Source organism: Rathayibacter sp. AY2B5 (assembly GCF_002931645.1).
Classification (GTDB): domain Bacteria; phylum Actinomycetota; class Actinomycetes; order Actinomycetales; family Microbacteriaceae; genus Rathayibacter.
Genome location: NZ_PSUE01000013.1, coordinates 18267 through 39079 on the forward strand (window position 1 = coordinate 18267; position 20813 = coordinate 39079).

The window sequence follows — 20813 nt, forward strand, 5'->3', positions numbered from 1 at the left end:
TCCTAGAGTGGGGCGGGTGAGCACCCACCCGCCCCGCCCCTGGATCCGCAGCTACGCGCCCGGCGTGCCGACGGAGCTCGAGCTCCCGACCGGCTCGCTCGTCGACATCGTCACCGAGTCGGCCGAGCGGTATCCCCACCAGGTCGCGCTCGAGTTCTTCGGCCGTTCGACCAGCTACTCCCAGCTCGCCGACGAGGTGGAGCGGGCCGCAGAGGGCCTCCGCCGCCTGGGCGTCCGCGCGGGCGATCCTGTCGCCCTCGTCCTCCCGAACTGCCCGCAGCACGTCGTCGCCTTCTACGCCGTCCTCCGGCTCGGCGCCGTGGTGGTCGAGCACAACCCGCTCTACACCCCGCGCGAGCTGCGCCACCAGTTCGAGGACCACGGCGCTCGTGTCGCGATCGCCTGGAACCGCGTCGTGCCGACGGTGCAGGACCTCCCGGCCGATCTCGGCGTCGAGACCGTCGTCGCCGTCGACCTCACCCGCGCGATGCCCGCCTCGATGCGCGCAGCCCTCCGCCTGCCGCTGAAGAAGGCCCGGGAGTCGCGCGCCGCGCTGACCGGGCCGGTCCGCGGCGCGATCGACTGGGAGACGCTGCTGCGCCGGCGGATCGACCCGGCGCACCCGCGCCCGGTCGCGGAGGACCTCGCGGTCATCCAGTACACGAGCGGCACGACCGGCACGCCCAAGGGCGCCGAGCTGACCCACGCGAACCTGACGGCGAACGCCGCCCAGTCGCGCGCCTGGGTGCCGACGGTCCGCCGCGGCGACTGCGTGGTCTACGCGGTGCTCCCCATGTTCCACGCCTACGGGCTGACGCTCTGCCTCACCTTCGCGATGAGCATGGGCGCGCGCCTGGTGCTGTTCCCGAAGTTCGACCCGGAGCTGGTGCTGAAGGTCGTCAAGAAGCACCCCGCCACCTTCCTCCCGGCCGTTCCGCCGATCGCGGAGCGCCTGGCGCGCAGCGCGCAGCAGCGGGGCGTCTCCCTCCGCGGCATCGAGATCGCCATCTCCGGCGCGATGCCGCTCGACCCGGCGCTGGTCGAGTCGTTCGAGGCGCTGACCGGAGGCACGCTCGTCGAGGGCTACGGCCTCTCGGAGACCTCTCCGGTCCTGATGGCCAACCCGGTCGGTCCGACGCGACGCGCCGGGACGGTCGGGCTTCCGCTGCCCGGCACCGACGTGCGGATCGTCGACCCCGAGGATCCCGACACGGAGGTGGCGACCGGCGAGCAGGGCGAGCTGGTCGTGCGCGGTCCGCAGGTGTTCCGGGGCTACCACCGCAAGCCCGACGAGACGGCGGCGACCTTCACCGGCGACGGCTGGTTCCGCACCGGCGACATCGCGACGATCGACGAGGACGGCTTCGTGCGCATCGTCGACCGGATCAAGGAGCTCGTGATCACGGGCGGCTTCAACGTCTCGCCGTCCGAGGTGGAGGAGGTGCTGCTCCGCCTGCCCGAGATCAAGGAGGTGGCGGTGGTCGGCCTGCCCGATCCGCGCAGCGGCGAGTCCGTGGCGGCGGCGGTCGTCCTGGAGCCGGGCGCGCAGCTCGACGTCGCAGCCGCCCGCAAGGCCGTCCGGGAGGCGCTGACCCCCTACAAGGTGCCCAAGCGGATCACCGTCGTCGACGAGCTGCCGCGGAGCATGATCGGCAAGGTCCTCCGCCGCCAGGTTAAGGCGATGCTGACCGACGAGGACTAGCCCGGAACGAGCGAGGGCCCCCGACCACTGTCCGTGATCGGGGGCCCTCTGCAACGAGGCTAGAAGCCGAAGTCGCCGCCTCCGAAGTCGCCGCCCCCGCCGAAGTCGCCTCCGCCACCGAAGTCGCCGCTGCCGGAGTCGCCCCAGCCGCCGCCGTCTCCGGCGTCCGCACCGGAGGCGTCCGCACCTCCCGCATCCGCTCCGCCGTCGGCCGAGGCGTCTCCCCCGCCGTCACCGCCGGCGTAGTCGCCTCCCGCGTCGGGGAGGAACGCGCCCGCGATGGCCGAGCCGATCGCGAACCCGGCGATCGTGCCGAGCATCGAGGAGGCGAGGACGCCGCCGAAGCCCATGCCTCCGCCGCCGGAGAAGCGCCGCTCCATGAATCCGGGCTGGCGCAGCTCGCTCCTCGTGGCGGACTGGGCGAGCGTGCGGGGATCGTCGTCCTTCGGCGCGTCGCCGACAGGGGCCCCCTCGCTGAGCTCTCGGAAGACCTGCTGGCGCTGCTCCGGGGTCAGCTGCTCGAAGGCCTCGCGGTGCACCTGCTCGATCGCCTCGGGCGGCGCGGTGCGGAGGAGGTAGCGGTAGCGCTCGATGGCACGCTCATCGTCGGTGCGCGGAGACGTCGCCGGAGGGGAGCCGTACTCGGGCCTGCGGTCCGCGGCCTGCGGCGGCGCGTACGTCGAGCGGCGTGCGCTCTCGGGCTGCTCGTCGCGGCCCAGCAGTCGGTCCAGGAATCCCATGATCTCCTCCTCGGCGCCCGACGGACGCACACCGCCACCGTAGGCCCCTCGTCGCTCCGAGTGCTGAGCGTTCTCTCAGAGGCTGCTCGGAGCGGGGGCCTCGGTCACTTCTGCTTCGGGATGACCACCCACATCACGAGGTAGGCGATGATCTGCGGCCCCGGGAGGAGGCACGAGAGCACGAACAGGAGACGCACCACGAAGGGGCTCCAGCCGAATCGGCGGGCGAGACCGGCACAGACGCCGGCGATGATCCTGCCCCGACGGGGGCGCACGAGAGTAGCCATGACTCCACTCTGGCGCAGGGCGCCTGAGCGGGGCATCCGGGAAACCCCCTAGTCCTGCACGGGAGTCCCGTCGAGCTCCTCGGGCCGGAACGCTCCGACCGAGCGGGCGAAGGCGGCCGCGCGCTCGGCGTCGGCCTCCGGCCAGACCACGTGGAAGCGCTCGAAGACCACGTCGCCGAGGCCGCCCGGTGAGACGCGGGCGAAGTAGCGGCGGTGGCCGTCGAGCCAGGAGGCGCGCGTGCGGTCCCCCTCGCCCTCGGCCCAGGCGAACGCGTCGTCGACGGAGTCGAGCGGACCGGTCCGCACCTCGTCCGTCACGAGGACGACACGCGCCGCTCCCGCGCCGTCGCAGACGATCCAGTGGTCGCCCGCGACGGGCGCCCCCTCCTCGGCGAGGGACGCCGTGGCCGTCTTCACTCCGCGCCGCACGAGGCCCAGCAGCTCGTCCGCCATCGCCGTGCTGTCGCCGAACGACTCGACCGGCGGGAGCGCTTCGTCGACTCCCGGATGCGTGGAGCGGTACTCCGCCCAGAGGAGCGCCGCCGAGGCGGCGTCGGCGTCGGGGAGGGCCGTGCGCTCCGGCGCGACGGGCACGAGCGCCACGATGTTCGCCCCGGCCAGGGAGGCGGGATCGTCGGGGTGGTTGTCGGGCGTGGTGATTGTGTCGAAGGGCCAGTGCTGCTGGAGCCAGCGGCGCGCGTAGGCGTCGAGCTCCTCCTCGAGCCGCGAGCCCCGGACGGCGGGGACGACCCACCAGGAGGCCTCGGCGGAGTCGCCGCCGCCGGGCCGGACGCTCAGAGCGCCCAGCGCCTCGGTGCGGTCCGGGCCGACGAGCAGGAACGCGTGCGCTCTGCCCGCACGCGACTCCTCCTCGAGGCGCAGGAGACCGCGCACGTCGTCGCCGAGGGACGCCGACGGCAGGGCGGCCGGATCGTCCCCGCGGAGGAGAGCCGCGAGCCACGGTCGCTGCTCGCCGATCACCGCGTGCAGGAGGTCCGCGTCGCTGGAGACGAGAGGACGCAGGAGGGCGCCTGCCGGCAGCTCGAGCCGCGCGGGAAGGGGCGCGTCGCCGGTTCCACCGCTCATGACCGCACCTCCCCGCGCACCGGCTCAGCCGGCCGCGCGCTCCAGGACGAGCTCGCGGACGCGGGCGGCGTCGGCCTGCCCCTTCATGGCCTTCATCACGGCACCGATCACGGCACCGGCGGCCTGCACCTTGCCGTCGCGGATCTTCGCGAGCACGTCGGGCTGCGAGGCCAGTGCCGCGTCGATCGCCTCGATGAGCGCTCCGTCGTCCGAGACGACCGCGAGTCCACGGGCGTCGACGACCTCCTGCGGGGTGCCCTCCCCGGCGATGACGCCCTGGAGGACCTCGCGGGCGAGGCGGTCGGTCAGCGTGCCGCTCTCGATCAGACCGGCGAGCTCGGCGACCTGCGCCGGAGTGACCAGGGAGGCCGGGTCCTCGCCCGCCGCGTTCGCGAGGCGCGCGATCTCCCCGGTCCACCACTTGCGGGCCGCCTGCGGAGCGGCTCCCGCGGAGACGGTCTCGGTGATCTCGACCAGCAGGCCGCTGTTGGCGACGTCCTGGAACTCGAGGTCGGTGAAGCCCCACTCCTGCTTGAGGCGGCGACGGCGGTCGGCGGGCTTCTCGGGGAGCGCGGCGCGCAGCTCCTCGATCAGCTCGGGGCTCGGCACGACCGGGAGCAGGTCGGGCTCCGGGAAGTAGCGGTAGTCGTCGGCGTCGCTCTTGGGCCGGCCCGCGGAGGTGCGGCCGGTGTCCTCGTGCCAGTGGCGCGTCTCCTGCGTGATCGTGCCGCCCGCGGCGAGGATCGCCGCCTGGCGCTGGATCTCGTAGCGGACGGCGCGCTCGACCGAGCGGAGCGAGTTGACGTTCTTGGTCTCGGTGCGGGTTCCGAGCTTCTCCTGGCCGATCGGGCGGAGCGAGACGTTCGCGTCGCAGCGCAGGTTGCCGCGCTCCATCTTGGCGTCCGAGATGCCGAGCGCCAGCACGATGTCGCGGATCATCGCGACGTAGGCCTTCGCGTACTCGGGCGCGCTCTTCCCCGCGCCGTAGATGGGCTTCGTGACGATCTCCACGAGCGGGACCCCCGCGCGGTTGTAGTCCACGAGCGAGTACTCGGCGCCCTGGATGCGGCCGGTGGCGCCGCCGACGTGCGTGAGCTTGCCGGCGTCCTCCTCCATGTGCGCGCGCTCGATCGGGATCTGCACGAGCGAGCCGTCGGCCAGCTCGATCTCGACCGAGCCCTCGAAGGCGATCGGCTCGTCGAACTGCGAGATCTGGTAGTTCTTCGCCAGGTCCGGATAGAAGTAGTTCTTGCGCGCGAAGCGGCTGGACGGGGCGATCGAGCAGCCCAGGGCGAGGCCGAGGCTGATCGAGTAGCGGACGGCCTGCTCGTTCACGACCGGCAGCGAGCCCGGGAGGCCGAGGTCGACCGGGGTCACGTTCGTGTTGGGCTCGGACCCGAACTCGTTCGGCGCGTCCGAGAACATCTTGGTCTTCGTGTTGAGCTCGACGTGCACCTCGAAGCCGAGCACCGGCTCGAAGGTCTCGAAGACCTCGTCGTAGTCCATCAGCTCGGGAGCGGACGTGTGCGCGGAGGCCATCAGACGGCACCTTCCTCGGTCGCGGAGAGCACGGAGTGGGTCAGGTCGGGGGCCTGCGCGAGGAGCGGGCGGCCCCACTTCTCCTCGAGCAGCGCCTCGAGCGCGGCGCCCACGGTGTAGAGGCGCACGTCCTCCCGGGCGGGAGCGAGGAACTGGATGCCGACGGGCAGCCCGTCCTCGTCGGCGAGGCCGGCGGGGACGGAGATGCCGGGGATGCCGGCCAGGTTCGCCGGGATGGTCGCGACGTCGCCGCGGTACATCGCCAGCGGGTCGTCGAGCTTCTCGCCGAGGCGGTAGGCGGTCGTCGGTGCCGTCGGCGAGGCGATCACGTCGACGTCCGCGAAGGCCGCGTCGAAGTCCCGCTGCACCAGGGTCCGGACCTTCTGCGCGCTGCCGTAGTAGGCGTCGTAGTAGCCGGCCGAGAGCGCGTAGGTGCCGAGGATGATCCGGCGCTTGACCTCGGGGCCGAAGCCCTGCTCGCGGGTCGCGGACATGACCTGCTCGACCGTGCCGCCGCCCTCCGGCGTGACCCGGAGGCCGAACCGGACCGAGTCGAACTTGGCGAGGTTGCTGGAGGCCTCCGCGGGGAGGATCAGGTAGTAGGCGGCGACCGCGTGCTCGACGCTCGGGAGGCTCACCTCGACGACCTCGGCTCCGGCGCCCTGCAGGATCTCGAGCGCCTCGTGGAAGCGCGCCAGCACGCCGGGCTGGAAGCCCTCGCCGCCGTCGAGCTCCTTGACCACGCCGATCCGGAGGCCCGTCACGTCGGCGCGGCGCACCGCGTCGGCGAAGGAGGGCCAGGAGTCGCGCAGCGACGTCGAGTCGCGCGGGTCGTGGCCCGCGATGACGTCGTGCAGCAGCGCGGAGTCGAGGACCGTCCGGGAGACGGGGCCGATCTGGTCGAGGCTCGAGGCGAGCGCGATCGCTCCGTAGCGGGACACGCCGCCGTAGGTCGGCTTCACGCCGACGGTGCCGGTCACGTGCGCGGGCTGGCGGATCGATCCCCCGGTGTCGGAGCCGAGGGCCAGGGGCGCCTCGTAGCTCGCGACGGCCGCGGCGGACCCGCCGCCGGAGCCGCCGGGGATGCGGTCGAGGTCCCACGGGTTGTGGGTGGGGCCGTAGGCGCTGCGCTCGGTGGTCGAGCCCATCGCGAACTCGTCCATGTTGGTCTTGCCGATCGGGACCAGCCCGGCCTCGCGCACCTTGCGCATGACGGTCGCGTCGTAGGGCGGGCGCCAGCCCTCGAGGATGCGGGAGCCGCTCGTGGTCGGCATGTCGTTGGTGACGATGACGTCCTTGACCGCGAGAGGCACTCCGGCGAGGGGGTGCAGCGACTCGCCGTCGGCCCGCCGGCGGTCGATCGCCTCGGCGGACGCGACCGCGCCCTCGCGCGCGACGTGGAGGAAGGCGTGGACCGCTCCGTCGACCGCGTCGATGCGCTCGAGGTGGGCGCGGGTGGCCTCGACCGAGGAGACCGAGCCGTCGGCCAGCTTCTCGGAGAGGGCGGACGCGCTGAGGCGGACGAGCTCGTCGCCGTGCGCGCTCACTGCTCCTCCCCCAGGATCGCGGAGACCTGGAAGCGGCTGCCGTCGTGCTCGGGCGCGCCGGAGAGCGCCTGCTCGAGCGTGAGGGTCTCGCCGACCACGTCGGGCCGGAAGACGTTCTCGAGCGGGATCGGGTGGCTGGTCGCCGGCACCTCGGGCGTGGCGACGGCCTGGACCGCGCGCACGGAGTCGACGATCTGGCCGAGCTCCCTGGTGAGGCTCCCGATCTCGTCGGAAGTGAGGTCGATCCTGGCCAGCTGGGCCAGATGGGCGACCGTGTCGGCCGTGATCTCGGACATGCGTCTCCGTCTGGTGGTTCGGGGGGATTTCCGGCCGTCAGTCTACTCGGCGCGCCCGCACCGCCTCCGCCCGCGCCGCCCGCCCGTCAGGAGCCGCTGAAGAGGCTGGAGCCGTGCTTCAGGAGTGCGTTGTACGCCCCCTCGTAGGTGGTCGGCAGGTCCTCGCCGGGCTCGCCGTACCGGGCCAGCAGCAGGCCCATCAGGCCGACGGCGGGCGGGCTCAGCGGCTTGTCGCGGTTCACGTGCGCCGGATGCGCCGGTGCCGCCTCGGGGTTCGGGGGCAGGTACTGCGGCACCGTGGTCGGCCAGTCGCCGATCTGCCGCGGCTCGTCAAGCGTCAGCACCCCGAAGAGGTCCGGGGCGGAGGCGTCGCGAGCGGTCAGCGGCTCGAGGCCGTGCAGGGCGCTGAGGGTCCGGATCACGGCGCCGTGGTGCAGCTCGTCGTGCACGATCGTGCCGGCCCTCGTGTACGCCGAGACGGCGATCGCCGGCACGCGGCAGCCGAGCCGGTCGAAGGCGAAGCCCATCTCGCCCTCGCGGCCGTCGCCCGGCGGAGTCGCCGACGGCGGGGGGACGTGGTCGTAGAGGCCGCCGTGCTCGTCGAAGGTCGCCAGCAGCAGCGTGTTCACCGCGTTCGAGCCGGTCGTGCTCGCGCTCTCCCGGATCGCCGAGTACACCTGGTGCAGCAGCAGCTCGCCGGCGCGGACGTCGGACAGCGCGCTGTCGTAGACGGGCGTGCCGTCGACCTCGTCCTCGTGCAGGACCCCGGTCGGCGGGTGCATGTCGTTGTGGTCGAAGACGAGCCGCGGCTCGAGGAAGGCGTAGTCGGGCAGCTCGCCGTTCTCCACGTCGGCGTAGAACCGGTCCATCGTCGAGAAGTGGGTCTTCCAGTACTTCTCGAGCACCGGCGCGTGCAGGAACCCGGTGTACGAGACCACCTGCAGCGCGTCGAAGTAGACGCGCCAGGTCCTCCCCGCCTCCTCGAGGCGGTTGAACACCGTCGGCGCGTCGGCCAGGTCGTCCGCGAGCCACTTCTCGTAGCCGCCGCTCTGCTTGTTGGTGACGAAGCCGTGCGAGGTCGACGCGTGCAGGAAGGACCGGTTGCAGAAGGTCTGGGAGGGGACGGCGCAGAACCACTGGTCGAAGACGGCGAACTCGCGGGCGAGGGTGGAGAAGACGGGCAGCATCTCCGGCGAGAAGCCGCCCATGATCGTCCGCGCCTCCTCCGCCGTGGGCTCCTGCCCCTTCTTCATCACCCTCAGGTGCTGGACGTAGTCCTCGAGGAAGCCGCTCATCGTCGGGGCGGAGGCGTCGGCGGGCGCGTTGAAGGGCGCGGTCATGGCGCCGACGGTGCGGCCGGCGTTCTCGGGCGGATCCACCGTGCCGAAGAGCTGAGTGTTGACGTGCGGGTACTCCTCGCCCGGGTCCGGGTCGGGCTGGCGCATCACGGAGTCGGTGGCGCCCTCGTAGACGTGCGTGCCGACGGTCAGTCCCCCGGCGCTGGTGTTGGTCCGCTCCTCGGGGAGGAGGCCCTCGAAGCTCTCGCCCGCGGGCAGGTCGTCCGGTCCGTAGAGGCGGCCGAGGACGTTGTCGAAGGAGCGGTTCTCGAACATGATCACGACGACGTGGTCGAATCCCGGCTCCGTGCGGGCGGGCAGTCGCGGCTCCTCCTCGCGGCGGGGGCCGGAGGCGACGGCCGCGCCGATCGCGCCGCCGGCGAGGGCTCCGGCTCCGACTCCGGCGGCGGCGGTGCCGGCCAGGAAGCGGCGGCGCGAGCGGGAGCGGGGAGCTCCGTCGTCGTGCTCCGAGGGAGTCCGCTCGCTGGTCATCTCCGCCGCCTCTCCTGCGCCGCCTGCGCCTGCTCGGAGTGTAGCGACGCGCCCGGGACGGCGGCTCGAACGCGGGCGAGCAGTCCGGCCTCCGGCTCGGGGTCGACGTGCGCGCGGCGGGCCGCGTCGCGGAGGCGCCGCCCGACCGGCGCGGGCGGCGCGAAAGCCGGCGCCGTGCGGGGCCAGCGCGCGAGGGGGCGGTCGGGACCGCTGAGGAGTGCGGCCAGCTCTCGGACCTGCGGATCGACGAGCGCTCGGCGCACGCCCGCCCGGGCGCGGACGAGCTGCGCGGGAGTCTCCGGACCGAGCGGCACGCCGATCCGTGCACCCGAGGGGACGGCCGAGGCGAGCACGAGCGCCGGCACCGTGCCGGGCCGCCCTGCGCTCCCCCGCGCGGTGGCGAGGAGCAGCATCCGCCGCCCCGCCCGCTCCCCGTCGCGGACGGCGTCGAACACGACGTGCAGCAGCTGCTCCGCGAGGCGCGCATCAGCGGATCGATCGGTGCCGGCGGCTGCGGCGTCGGCGAAGTCGGCCGGATCGACGAGGGACCGCGGCTCGACCAGGACGAGCGGAGGCAGGGTGCCGGCTGCGGCCTCGGCGGCCAGCGCGTCGATGGGAAGGAGGCGCCCGCCGCGGGAGCCGGCGGCGCCCGGGTCGCGGTGGGGCCACTCCGGATCGGCGAGGAGCGTGGTCGAGACGCCCTGCCGCTCGTCGACCGCGAGAGCCCAGCCGGTGCCGGTCTCCCGGGCCGCGCGCAGGGCCGCCGGCAGCGGATCGCGGCCGTCGGCGCGCCAGTCGTCGGCCCGGGCGAAGGCCGTGGCGAGGAGCGCGTGCACCGGCAGCATCTCGGGGGCGAAGCGCGCGCCCGGAGGATCGTCCGGGCCGGGCGCGGTCATCACGGCGTCCGTATCACCGGTGAACACCGGACCGTCCGGATCGTCGAGCGCGCCGAGGACCTGGTCGCGGCTGCGGCCGGCGAAGGAGAGCACGACCAGGTGGTCGATCCGGCCCAGCACCTCGGCGGTCCGGCGCTCGGCGGCGGTGGGCCTAACCGCGGCGTCGAGCGCGAGCGACGCTGCGTCGGCGAGGGAGCGGCGCAGGAACGCACGCCGCTCCCCGCCGCCCGCGTCAGGCATCGGGCCCGGTCGGCTCCTCCGTGCTCGGGGCGGCCGCGTCCGGGACGGCGTCGGTGTCCGGCACGGCGTCGTCCTCCGGCGAGGCGTCGGAGCGCGATGCGCCGGCGACGTCCCCGTCCGGGCCGGCGGCGGCCTCCTCCGGAGCGTCGGCGGACGCCTCCTCCGGCAGCGCGATCGCGTCCGGTCCCTCCGTCACCAGGAGGTGGAACTCGGCCGCGGTGATGATCCGGAGCCCCAGGGCCTCGGCCTTGCCGAGCTTGCTGCCGGCGCCGGGACCGGCGGCGACGTAGTCGGTCTTCTTGGAGACGCTCGAGCCGGCCTTGCCGCCGGCCGCGAGGATGGCCTCCTGCGCCCCCTCGCGGGAGTACCCCTCCAGGCTGCCGGTCGCCACGACCGTGAGACCCGCGAGCACCCCGCCGGCGGCGTCCGCGGCACCGGGACCGGGGTGGCCGGGCGTGGCGAAGCGCACTCCGGCCGCGGCCCAGCGGTCGACGATCTCGACGTGCCAGTCGACCTCGAACCAGGCGATCAGGGCGTCGGCGATGATCCCGCCCACCCCGTCGACCGCGGCGAGCTCGTCGCGGCTCGCCCCGCGGATCGCGTCGAGCGAGCCGAAGTAGCCCGCCAGCGCGCGCGCGGCGACCGGGCCGACGTGCCGGATGCTGAGCGAGACCAGCAGACGCCACAGCTCCTTGGTCTTCGCCCGCTCGATGTTCTCGATCAGCCGGAGGGCGTTGGTGGAGGGCACGGAGGCCGCGTCCCCCGCGAAGGCTCCCGCCTCCGGGTCGAAGGCGCCGTCCTTGGCGAGCTGCCGCTTGCGCTTGAAGGGCGTGACGACCTTCGGATCGCCCTTCGCGTCGAGCTTCTGCAGACCCGTCTCGGAGTCGCGGACGACGACCTCGATCGGGAAGAGATCGGCCACCGTGAGCTCGAACAGGCCGGCCTCGGTCCGCAGCGGCGGCTCGGCGGGCACCAGGGGCTGGGTCAGGGCGGCGGCGCTGACCTCGCCGAGCGCCTCGATGTCGAGCGCGCCGCGGCTGCCGATGTGCTCGACGCGCCCGCGGACCTGCGCGGGGCAGGACTCCGCGTTGGGGCAGCGCAGGTCGACGTCGCCCTCCTTGGCCGGAGCGAGCGTGGTGCCGCACTCGGGGCACTGCGTCGGCATCACGAACTCGCGCTCGGAGCCGTCGCGGAGCTCCACCACCGGGCCGAGCACCTCGGGGATGACGTCCCCGGCCTTCCGCAGCACGACCGTGTCGCCGATGAGCACGCCCTTGGCCTTGACCACGTCGGCGTTGTGCAGCGTGGCCTGGCGCACCTCGGACCCCGCGACCTTCACCTTGGTCATCTGGGCGAACGGCGTCGCGCGGCCGGTGCGCCCGACGCTCACGACGATGTCGAGGAGCTTCGTGTGGACCTCCTCGGGCGGGTACTTGTAGGCGATCGCCCAGCGCGGCGCCCGGCTGGTGGCGCCGAGCTCGTCGTGCAGCTCGAGCTCGTCCACCTTCACGACCACGCCGTCGATCTCGTGCTCGACCGAGTGCCGCTCGCGGCCGTAGCGGTCGACGAAGGCGAGCACCTCCTCCACCGAGGCCGAGACGCGGTTGTGGCCGCTGACCGGCAGTCCCCAGGAGGAGAGGAGCCCGTAGACCTCGGACTGGGACGCGACAGGCGGGTCCGGCCAGGCGCCGATGCCGTGCACGTAGAGCGCGAGGGAGCCGACGCGCGCCTCGCCGGCGCGCAGGTCGAGACCCGACTTCTTGTCGAGCTGCTGGCGGAGGCCGCCGCTCGCCGCGTTCCGCGGGTTGGCGAAGGTCGGGAAGCGCCGCAGCGCGCTCGTGCGCGCCTTCTCCTCCTCGAAGACGCCTCGGGTGGCGGCCGGGCGGGTCGACCAGCGGGTCCGCGCCTCCTCGACCGCCTCGTCGCGCAGCGTCTCCTGGAGGGCGTTCAGCTCGGCGAAGGCGGCCACGAGGATGAAGACCTCGCCGCGGACCTCGACGAGTGCCGGGTGGCCCTCGCCGGAGAGGCGCTCGGGGATGCCCGCGACGCGGAGGGCGTTGACGGTGACGTCCTCGCCGGTGCGGCCGTCGCCTCGGGTCGCCGCCGTGACGAGGCGGCCGTTCTCGTAGTGGAGGGAGATCGCGAGCCCGTCGATCTTGAGCTCCGTGAGCCAGGCGACGGGGCGGTCGGCCGACGCCACCGTCTTCTCGCACCACTCGCGCAGCTCCTCGGCCGAGAACACGTTGTCGAGGGAGAGCATCCGCTCGGCGTGGTCGATCGGGGCGAGGCCCGCTCCGACGATCCCGCCGACGGTCCGCGTCGGCGAGTCCTCGGCGGCGAGCTCGGGGTGCTCGGCCTCGAGCGCGGCGAGCTCGCGCACCAGGGCGTCGTACTCGGCGTCGGACAGCGGCGAGGAATCGGCCGCGTAGTAGTCGTCGCTCGCCGACCGGATCCGCGCCCGCAGCTCCTCGACGCGGGCGGCGGGCTCGACGGCGCTCACCGGAGCACCGCGGCGTCGGCCGCGACCGTGCGGTCGATCGTGCACTGGCCCAGCACGCGGGTGCCGAGGTAGACGACGGCCGTCTGGCCGGGGGCGACGCCGTCGAGCGGCGAGTCCGGAGTGATCACGAGCTCCACCCTGCCATCGACGTGCGACACCACCGCGGAGGCGGGGACCGGGTCGGCGTGGGCGCGGATCTGGACGTCGCAGCGGAAGGGCGCGTCCGCGTCCTCGGGAGCGGCCCCCGCCCAGGTGAACCGCTCGCCGGCGATCTCGCCGATGCGCAGCGCCTCGCGCGGACCGACCACGACCTCGTTGCTCACCGGCCGCACCTCCAGGACGAAGCGCGGCCGGCCGTCGGGCGCGGGGACGCCGAGGTGCAGGCCCCGGCGCTGGCCCACCGTGTACCCGTGCGCCCCCTCGTGGGAGCCGACCACCGCGCCGTCCCGATCGACGACCGCTCCGGTCTCGGGGGCGACGCGCTCGGCGAGCCAGCCGCGGGTGTCGCCGTCGGGGATGAAGCAGATGTCGTAGCTGTCGGGCTTGCTCGCGACGCTGAGGCCCCGCTCCGCCGCCTCCGCGCGCACGAGCGCCTTGGACGGCGTGGAGCCGAGCGGGAACATCGAGTGCCGCAGCTGCTGCTCCGTCAGCACGCCGAGGACGTAGGACTGGTCCTTCGCCTCGTCGCTCGCGCGGTGGAGCTCCGGGGAGCCGTCGGCGGCGGTGCGGAGGGAGGCGTAGTGGCCGGTGCAGACGGCGTCGAAGCCGAGGTCGAGAGCCTTCTCGAGCAGGGCGGCGAACTTGATCCGCTCGTTGCAGCGCATGCAGGGGTTCGGGGTGCGGCCCGCCGAGTACTCGGCGACGAAGTCGTCGACGACGTCCAGCTTGAACCGCTCGGAGAAGTCCCACACGTAGTACGGGATGCCGAGGACGTTCGCGGCGCGCTGCGCGTCCATCGAGTCCTCGATCGTGCAGCACCCCCGGCTGCCCGTGCGCAGCGTGCCGGGCATCCTGCTCAGGGCGAGGTGCACGCCCACCACGTCGTGCCCCGCCTCCACCGCGCGGGCCGCGGCCACGGCCGAGTCCACTCCACCACTTATCGCCGCCAGAACCTTCACCGTGCGAGTCTACGTTTCCCGCGGGCGCGGCCGGCAGGGGTTCAGGCGGGCAGCACCGCGCGGTTCGACAGTCCGGCTCGGGCGGCGCGGGCGTAGGCGCTGGGCAGCGCGGCCAGGAGGGCGTCGATGTCCGCGTCGGTCGAGGTGTGGCCGAGCGTCATCCGGAGCACCCCGCGGGCCTCGTCCTCGCTCCGGCCGAGCGCGAGGACCACGTGCGAGGGCTCCGGGATCCCCGCCGTGCAGGCGGACCCGGTCGAGACGGAGACGCCCGAGGTGTCGAGGAGGAAGAGGAGGGAGTCGCCCTGCGCACCGGGGAAGGCGAGGTGCGCGTTGTTGGCGACCCGGCGTCCGGAGTCGAGGGCGGGCCCGGTCAGGGTCGCCCCCGGCACGGCGGCGAGGACGCCCGCGACGAGCCGGTCCCGCAGGGCTGCCAGGCGCCGCGCCTCCGCCGACAGCTCGGCGTCCGCCTCGACCGCGGCGGCGGCGAAGGCCGCGGCGCCGGGCACGTCCTGGGTGCCGGAGCGGACGCCCCGCTGCTGTCCGCCTCCGTGCAGCACCGGGACCACGCGGGCGTCGCGGGCGAGGACGAGCGCACCGGTCGCGATCGGCCCGCCGACCTTGTGACCCGAGACGCTGACGGCGGCCAGTCCCGCGCCGCGCCCGGAGCCGGAGGCGCGGCGGACCTCGGCGATCCGCAGCGGCACGTGTCCGAGGGCGGCGACCGCGTCGACGTGGAGGGGGACGCCGGCGCGGGCGCACGCGGCCGCCAGCTCGGCGATCGGGTTGATCGTCCCGATCTCGTTGTTGACCCAGAGCACCGTGACCAGGGCGACCGATCCGGGGTCCTCCTCCAGCGCCGCGGCGAGCGCCTCCGGCCGCAGGGTGCCCTCGTCGTCGAGAGGCAGCCACTCGAGGACGGCGCCCTCGTGCTCGGCGAGCCAGGCGGCCGAGTCGAGCGTCGCGTGGTGCTCCCCCTCGGCGACCAGGACCCGGACGCGGGCCGGATCCTCGCTCCGGCGCTGCCAGTAGAGGCCCTTGATCCCGAGGTTGACCGCCTCGGTGCCGCCGGCGGTGAGGATCACCTCGATCGGCTCGCAGCCGAGCACCCCCGCGAGCGCCGACCGGGCGTCCTCCAGCCGGCGGCGCGCCTCCTGGCCGGAGCCGTGGACGGAGGAGGGGTTGCCGGCGTGGGCGGACGCCTCCGCGAACGCGGCGAGCGCCGAGGCCCGCAGCGGGGTGGTCGCGGCGTGGTCGAGGTAGATCACAGCAGCCCTTCGTCCCGCGTCGGGGGCACGGAGGGAGCCGGTGCCCGTCACTACTGTAAGTCGCATGACCTCTCACGATCCCCTGGCCCGGCTCGGCGTGACCGTGGACGATCAGGGCGGTGAGCTGCGGGTCTGGTCCGAGAGCGCGAGCGCCGTCGATCTGCTGCTGTACGACGAGAAGGATCCGACCTGGGTGACCCGCACGGTCCCGCTGGCGCGCGACGACGCCGCGGTCTGGTCCGCGCGCTCCGATCTGCTGGCCCCCGGCCGCCGCTACGCCCTGCGCGTCGACGGGCCGACGGGCCCCCGGCACCGCTTCGACCCCCGCCGGGCCCTGCTGGAGCCGTACTCCCGCGGCCTGCACCGGGTGGCGGAGAACGAGTGGCGCTCGGTCGTCGTGGACGACGCGTTCGACTGGGGCTCCTCCTCCCGGCCCGGCACCCCGATGGACCGCACCGTGATCTACGAGGCGCATGTGAAGGGGCTGACCCGGCTGAACCCGGCGCTGCCCGTGGAGCTGCGCGGCACCTACGCCGGCCTGGCGCACGAGTCGACGGTCTCGGCGCTGCTCGATCTGGGCGTGACGGCGGTCGAGCTGCTGCCCGTGCACGCGTTCGTGTCGGAGCAGCGCCTGCTGCGGCAAGGGCTGACCAACTACTGGGGCTACAACACGCTGAACTTCTTCGCCCCGCACGCCTCGTACGCCTCCTCCACCGCGCAGCGCGGCGGACCGACCGCGGTGCTCCGCGAGTTCAAGGGGATGGTGAAGCTCCTGCACGAGGCCGGCCTCGAGGTGATCCTGGACGTGGTCTACAACCACACCGCCGAGGAGGGGCCGGGCGGGCCGATGTCGAGCCTGCGCGGGATCGACGACGCCGGCTGGTACCGCCAGACGCCCGAGGGCCACTACGTGGACGTCACCGGCTGCGGGAACACGATCGACTTCGGCCGGCCCGCGGCGCAGCGCCTCGCGTTGGACTCGATGCGCTACTGGTCGGGCGAGGTCGGGATCGACGGCTTCCGGCTCGACCTGGCCGCGACCCTCGGCCGGGACGAGATCGCGCACTTCCGGAGCGACCACCCGCTGCTGCGGGCCGCGGTCGAGGATCCGGCGCTGGCCGGCGTGAAGATGATCGCCGAGCCCTGGGACGTGGGAATGGGCGGCTGGCAGACCGGGAACTTCCCGGCCGGGTGGTCGGAGTGGAACGACCGCTACCGCGACCGCGCCCGCAACTTCTGGCTCTCGGACATCGACTACGCCCGCCGCGCCGGCACGGCCCCCGTCGGCATCGGCGGCTTCGCGACCCGGCTCTCGGGCTCCTCCAACACCTTCTCGGCGGAGCGGGGCCCCCTCGCGTCGGTCAACTTCGTCACCGCGCACGACGGCTTCACGCTGGCGGACCTCGTCTCGTACAACGTCAAGCACAACATCGGCAACGGCGAGTCGAACCGCGACGGAGCCGACACCAACCGCTCCTTCAACCACGGCTTCGAGGGCCCCACCACCGACGAGCGGATCACGCTGGCGCGGCGCAAGGCGATACGGAACCTCCTCGGCACCCTGCTGCTGTCGGCCGGCGTGCCGATGATCACGGCGGGCGACGAGACCGGGCGCAGCCAGCGCGGCAACAACAACGCCTACTGCCAGGACTCGGACCTGACCTGGGTGCGCTGGGAGGGCCTGGCCGACTGGCAGCTCGCGCTCCGCGCACACACGCGCACCCTGCTGCGCCTGCGGCGCGAGCACCCGGCGCTGCGTCCCTCCCGCTACGGCAGCGGCGACGCGAGCGAGCCGGGCGCCACGACCATGACGTGGTTCGACGCCCACGGGCGCGGGATGAGCGAGCACGACTGGACCTCCGCCGCCAACCGGACGCTGCAGTACCTCGCGGCCTCGACGCCGGTCGAGGGCGAGCCGGACCGTGTCCTGCTGGTGGTGCACGGCGTCGAGCAGGACACCACGGTGGTGCTCGCCGACGGCGAGGGGGTCACCGGCTACACGCGCCTGTGGAACAGCGAGGAGCCGGAGCCGCTGGAGCACGGCGAGTCGTTCGAGCCGGGGCAGGTCATCCGCGTGGCCGGCACCTCGATGCAGCTCTTCGCCGCGCACGGGCCGGCGGCCGAGCAGGACGCCTGATGGCGAGGAGCGGGCCGGGGACCCCGGCGACCGTCGCGCTGACGGCGGCGGGCGTCCCCTTCACTCCCCGCCAGTACCGGCACGACCCGGCCACGACGCGCTACGGGCTCGAGGCGGCCGAGGCGCTCGGCGTCGAGCCGGAGCGCGTGTTCAAGACCCTGATGGTCGACGTCGACGGCGAGCTCGTGGTGGGCGTCGTGCCCGTCACCGGCTCGCTCGGGCTGAAGGAGCTCGCGGCCGCGGTCGGAGGCAGGCGGGCGGCGATGGCCGACCCCGTGCTGGCCCAGCGCCGGACCGGCTACGTGCTCGGCGGCATCTCGCCGCTCGGGCAGAGGACGCGGCACCGCACCGTGATCGACGAGACCGTCGAGCTCCACGACACGGTGCTCGTCTCGGGCGGGCGCCGGGGCTTCGACATCGAGCTCGCCCCCGCCGACCTCGTCGCCGCGACGGCCGCCCTCCTCGCCGACATCGCGCGCTGACCCCTGCTCCCCCGCCGTCCTCCTCCGGGCGCCGTTTCGCTCCGTGCGCCGTCCTCCTCCCGCGAGATCCCACTCCGGTCCGCGAGGCGCCGAGGAAGGCGCACCGGAGCGGCATCCCGCGGAGAGGGACCGGGCGGGGTCAGCCGGCGGCGGCGGCCAGGCCCAGCTCGGCGGAGCGGGCCAGGAGGGGATGCCGCGGCACGACGCGGACGGTGTAGCCGAAGGAGCCGCTGCGGTCGAGGGTGACCACTCCGGCGTAGGGCACGCGCCCGACCGCGTCGGCGGGCACCACGGCACCCGACTCCTCGACCACCTCGAGCTCGTGGTGGCGGACCTCGGTGAGCGAGCCGTCAGCGGACGTCGTCCCGTAGACGACCTCGACCGAGACGTCCGCCGGCGAGAGCTCCCCCAGGCGCACGCCCGCCCGCACGGCGAGCCGGTCCCCGCGCTGGGGCACCGCGTCGATCCCGCCGGACTCGACGGACGCGACCGCGACCCCGGGCCAGCCGGCGCGGACCCGCCGCTTCCAGCTCGCCAGCTCCTTGGCCGGCTCGAAGTGGTCGGCGGCGACCGCGCGCCCTGCCTCGGCGGCCGGCGAGTAGAGCGCCTCGACGTACTGGCGCACCATCCGCTCGGCGGAGACCTCGGGCGAGAGGGTCGCGAGGGTGTGCCGGATCGACCGCACCCACCGACGGGGCACTCCGTCGTGATCGCGCTCGTAGTAGCGCGGCACGACCTCGGTCTCGAGCAGCTCGTAGAGCGCCTCGGCCTCGAGCGTGTCGCGGGCCTCCGGGTCGAGCGCGCGGTCGGAGGAGGGGATCGCCCAGCCGTTCTCGCCGTCGAAGTACTCGTTCCACCAGCCGTCGAGGATCGAGAGGTTGAGCGAGCCGTTGAGCGCCGCCTTCATCCCGGAGGTGCCGCACGCCTCGAGCGGGCGCAGCGGATTGTTGAGCCAGACGTCGGTGCCCGGGTAGAGCAGCTGCGCCATCGCGATGTCGTAGTCCGGCAGGAAGACGATCCTGCGGCGCACGTCCGGCTCCTGCGCGAAGCGGACGAGCCGCTGGATCAGGCGCTTCCCCTCCTCGTCGGCCGGGTGCGACTTGCCCGCGATGACGATCTGGATCGGGTGCTGCGGGTGGGTGAGCAGCGCGCGCAGACGCTCGGGGTCGTGGAGCATCAGGGTCAGCCGCTTGTAGGTCGGCACCCGCCGCGCGAAGCCGATGGTGAGCACGTCCGGGTCCAGCAGCTCGTCCAGCCAGGCCGGCGGGAGGCCGCCCGGGTTCTGCTCGCGCCAGGAGCGGGCGGCCCGGCGGCGGGCGTCCCGCACCAGCTGCTCCCGCATCGCCCGGCGCGCGGCCCACAGCTCGGTGTCGCCGAGCGCGCCCGAGGCCCAGTCGGCCCGCGTCGTGTCGTCGGTGCCGAGCCGCTCCTCCGCGAGCCGCCGGAGGATCGGATCGGTCCAGGTGGCCGCGTGGACGCCGTTCGTCACCGAGCCGATCGGCACCTCCGCCGTCTCGAAGCCGGGCCAGAGGCTCGAGAACATCGAGCGGCTGACCTCGCCGTGCAACGTCGAGACGCCGTTGGAGCGCTGCGCGAGCCGCAGGCCCATGTACGCCATGTTGAACGCCGTCCCGGAGTCCCCCGGCTCGGCGCCCAGCGCGAGCACGTCCTCGACCTGCACGCCCGGGAGCAGCTCCGTGGAGAAGTACTCCTCGATCATCCCGCGGTCGAAGCGGTCGATGCCCGCCGGCACCGGAGTGTGCGTGGTGAAGACCGTGCTCGCCCGCACCACCTGGAGAGCCTGGTCGAAGTCCAGGCCCGCGCCGATCAGGCCGGAGATGCGCTCGAGCCCCTGGAAGCCGGCGTGCCCCTCGTTGGTGTGGAACACCTCCGGGAGGACGCCGCCCGAGACCTCGGCCCAGAGCTCGAGCGCGCGGACCCCGCCGATGCCCAGCAGCAGCTCCTGCAGCAGGCGGTGCTCGCCCCCGCCGCCGTAGAGGCGGTCGGTGACGGAACGGAGCGAGTCCTCGTTCTCGGGGATGTCGGTGTCGAGCAGGAGGAGGGTCACCCGGCCGACCTCCGCGCGCCAGACCCGGGCGTAGAGCGCGCGTCCCTCGGGGAGCGCCAGCACGATGCGGGCGGGCGAGCCGTCGGCGAGACGGACGACGCGCAGCGGCAGCCCGTCGGGATCGAGCGAGGGGTAGGACTCGAGCTGCCAGCCGTCGGCGGAGAGCTTCTGCGAGAAGTAGCCCGACCGGTAGAAGAGGCCCACGCCGGTGAGCGGCACGCCCAGGTCCGAGGAGGCCTTCAGGTGGTCGCCGGCGAGGATGCCGAGTCCGCCGGAGTACTGGGGCAGCGCCGCCGCGATCCCGAACTCCGGCGAGAAGTAGGCGATCGAGCGCGGGGCGGACTCCGGCAGCGACTGGTACCACCGCGGCTCGGTGCGGTAGCGCTCCAGCTCGTCGCGGAGGCGCCACGCCTCGTCGACGAAGCCCTGGTCCCCCGCCAGCTCGGCGAGGCGCTCGGGGCTCACCGCTCCGAGCAGGGCGGTGGGGTCCGCTCCCCCGCTCCGCCACAGCTCCGCATCGACCCGCTCGAACAAGCGCCGGGCGGGCTCGTGCCAGGCCCAGCGCAGATTGCCCGCCAGATCGCCCAGAGCCGAGAGCTCGGGCGGGAGGACGGAGCGGACGATGAAGCGGCGGATCGCCTTCACGGCACCCCTCGACTCTCTGCGGACCCCGGAGCGCCCGGTCGCGGAGCACCGGGGCGGTCGCGCTCGGTCACCCTAGCGGACCCCGACCACCGCGGATCGGCGGGACGCGGACCCGCCGCGACCCTCCGGCACGCGCTCCCCGGGTCCGTTTGCACAGGCCCGAGCGCGGGCGCAACCGTCGTGTGCGAGCCGCCGCCGGTCGCTACTGTCGTGACGTGGCTCAGATACCTTTCGGCAAGGCTCAGAACGGCAAGGACGCACGGCGAGCGGGTCGCGGACGCGCACCCCAGGAGGCGTCGGCGCCTCCCGAGACGGCCGCTCCGGCGCCCGCCGCCGCTCCCGAGGCGACTCCTGCTCCCCCCGCGGCCGACAGTGCTCCGGCCGCCCCGGTGACCGCGGACGCACCCGACGCGTCGACGGCGACCGCGACGACCGG

Annotated in this window: 15 protein-coding genes; 3 read left to right on the plus strand and 12 right to left on the minus strand. The window is 74.0% G+C overall.

Annotated features, from left to right (window positions below; all coding sequences use genetic code 11):
- Positions 1-16 precede the first annotated feature (16 nt).
- Positions 17-1702 (plus strand): long-chain-fatty-acid--CoA ligase, encoded by a 1686-nt coding sequence (locus tag C5C30_RS09910; protein WP_104261291.1) that lies wholly within the window; start codon positions 17-19, stop codon positions 1700-1702.
- 59 nt (positions 1703-1761) lie between these two features.
- On the opposite strand, the gene C5C30_RS09915 is transcribed toward C5C30_RS09910, so the two are convergent.
- The 11 genes from C5C30_RS09915 to C5C30_RS09965 all read right to left on the minus strand — a co-directional run bounded on the left by C5C30_RS09915 (position 1762) and on the right by C5C30_RS09965 (position 15111).
- Positions 1762-2442 carry a hypothetical protein gene (locus C5C30_RS09915; RefSeq protein ID WP_104327722.1) on the minus strand — a complete coding sequence of 227 codons (681 nt, stop codon included), beginning with the start codon at positions 2440-2442 and terminating at the stop codon, positions 1762-1764.
- A 104-nt stretch (positions 2443-2546) separates the two neighbouring features.
- Positions 2547-2729: a PspC domain-containing protein gene (locus tag C5C30_RS09920; RefSeq protein ID WP_104223873.1), complete on the minus strand. Its 183-nt coding sequence runs from the start codon at positions 2727-2729 to the stop codon at positions 2547-2549.
- 48 nt (positions 2730-2777) lie between these two features.
- Positions 2778-3815 (minus strand): ASCH domain-containing protein, encoded by a 1038-nt coding sequence (locus C5C30_RS09925; RefSeq protein ID WP_104333641.1) that lies wholly within the window; start codon positions 3813-3815, stop codon positions 2778-2780.
- A 24-nt stretch (positions 3816-3839) separates the two neighbouring features.
- The gene (gene gatB, locus C5C30_RS09930; protein WP_104288337.1) at positions 3840-5354 is read right to left on the minus strand and encodes an Asp-tRNA(Asn)/Glu-tRNA(Gln) amidotransferase subunit GatB; all 1515 of its coding nucleotides are present in this window, start codon (positions 5352-5354) and stop codon (positions 3840-3842) included.
- Complete coding sequence (gene gatA, locus C5C30_RS09935; protein WP_104247609.1) at positions 5354-6901, minus strand: Asp-tRNA(Asn)/Glu-tRNA(Gln) amidotransferase subunit GatA; 1548 nt, start codon at positions 6899-6901, stop codon at positions 5354-5356. The genes gatB and gatA overlap by 1 nt, the downstream gene beginning before the upstream one ends.
- Entirely contained in the window at positions 6898-7197 is a 300-nt protein-coding gene (gene gatC, locus C5C30_RS09940) for an Asp-tRNA(Asn)/Glu-tRNA(Gln) amidotransferase subunit GatC (RefSeq protein WP_104226848.1), read from the minus strand. Before gatC ends, gatA begins: the two co-directional genes overlap by 4 nt.
- 86 nt (positions 7198-7283) lie before the next feature.
- Positions 7284-9026 (minus strand): alkaline phosphatase family protein, encoded by a 1743-nt coding sequence (locus tag C5C30_RS09945; RefSeq protein ID WP_104333642.1) that lies wholly within the window; start codon positions 9024-9026, stop codon positions 7284-7286.
- Positions 9023-10162 (minus strand): hypothetical protein, encoded by a 1140-nt coding sequence (locus tag C5C30_RS09950; protein ID WP_104333643.1) that lies wholly within the window; start codon positions 10160-10162, stop codon positions 9023-9025. The genes C5C30_RS09945 and C5C30_RS09950 overlap by 4 nt, the downstream gene beginning before the upstream one ends.
- Positions 10155-12662, minus strand: coding sequence for an NAD-dependent DNA ligase LigA (ligA, locus tag C5C30_RS09955; protein WP_104333644.1), 2508 nt, complete (start codon positions 12660-12662; stop codon positions 10155-10157). The genes C5C30_RS09950 and ligA overlap by 8 nt, the downstream gene beginning before the upstream one ends.
- Positions 12659-13780 (minus strand): tRNA 2-thiouridine(34) synthase MnmA, encoded by a 1122-nt coding sequence (gene mnmA / locus C5C30_RS09960; protein WP_181131545.1) that lies wholly within the window; start codon positions 13778-13780, stop codon positions 12659-12661. The genes ligA and mnmA overlap by 4 nt, the downstream gene beginning before the upstream one ends.
- 41 nt (positions 13781-13821) lie before the next feature.
- A complete protein-coding gene (locus tag C5C30_RS09965) occupies positions 13822-15111 on the minus strand; it encodes a cysteine desulfurase family protein (RefSeq protein WP_104333645.1) in 1290 nt (429 codons plus the stop codon).
- On the opposite strand from C5C30_RS09965, the gene glgX reads away from it, so the two are divergent.
- Together glgX and ybaK are read left to right on the plus strand one after the other, a co-directional pair.
- Complete coding sequence (gene glgX / locus C5C30_RS09970; RefSeq protein WP_104333646.1) at positions 15110-17182, plus strand: glycogen debranching protein GlgX; 2073 nt, start codon at positions 15110-15112, stop codon at positions 17180-17182. The genes C5C30_RS09965 and glgX overlap by 2 nt on opposite strands.
- Complete coding sequence (gene ybaK / locus C5C30_RS09975) at positions 17182-17664, plus strand: Cys-tRNA(Pro) deacylase (protein ID WP_104226855.1); 483 nt, start codon at positions 17182-17184, stop codon at positions 17662-17664. Before glgX ends, ybaK begins: the two co-directional genes overlap by 1 nt.
- 139 nt (positions 17665-17803) lie before the next feature.
- Here ybaK and glgP read toward each other — a convergent pair whose 3' ends face one another.
- The gene (gene glgP / locus C5C30_RS09980; protein WP_104333647.1) at positions 17804-20377 is read right to left on the minus strand and encodes an alpha-glucan family phosphorylase; all 2574 of its coding nucleotides are present in this window, start codon (positions 20375-20377) and stop codon (positions 17804-17806) included.
- Positions 20378-20813 lie beyond the last annotated feature (436 nt).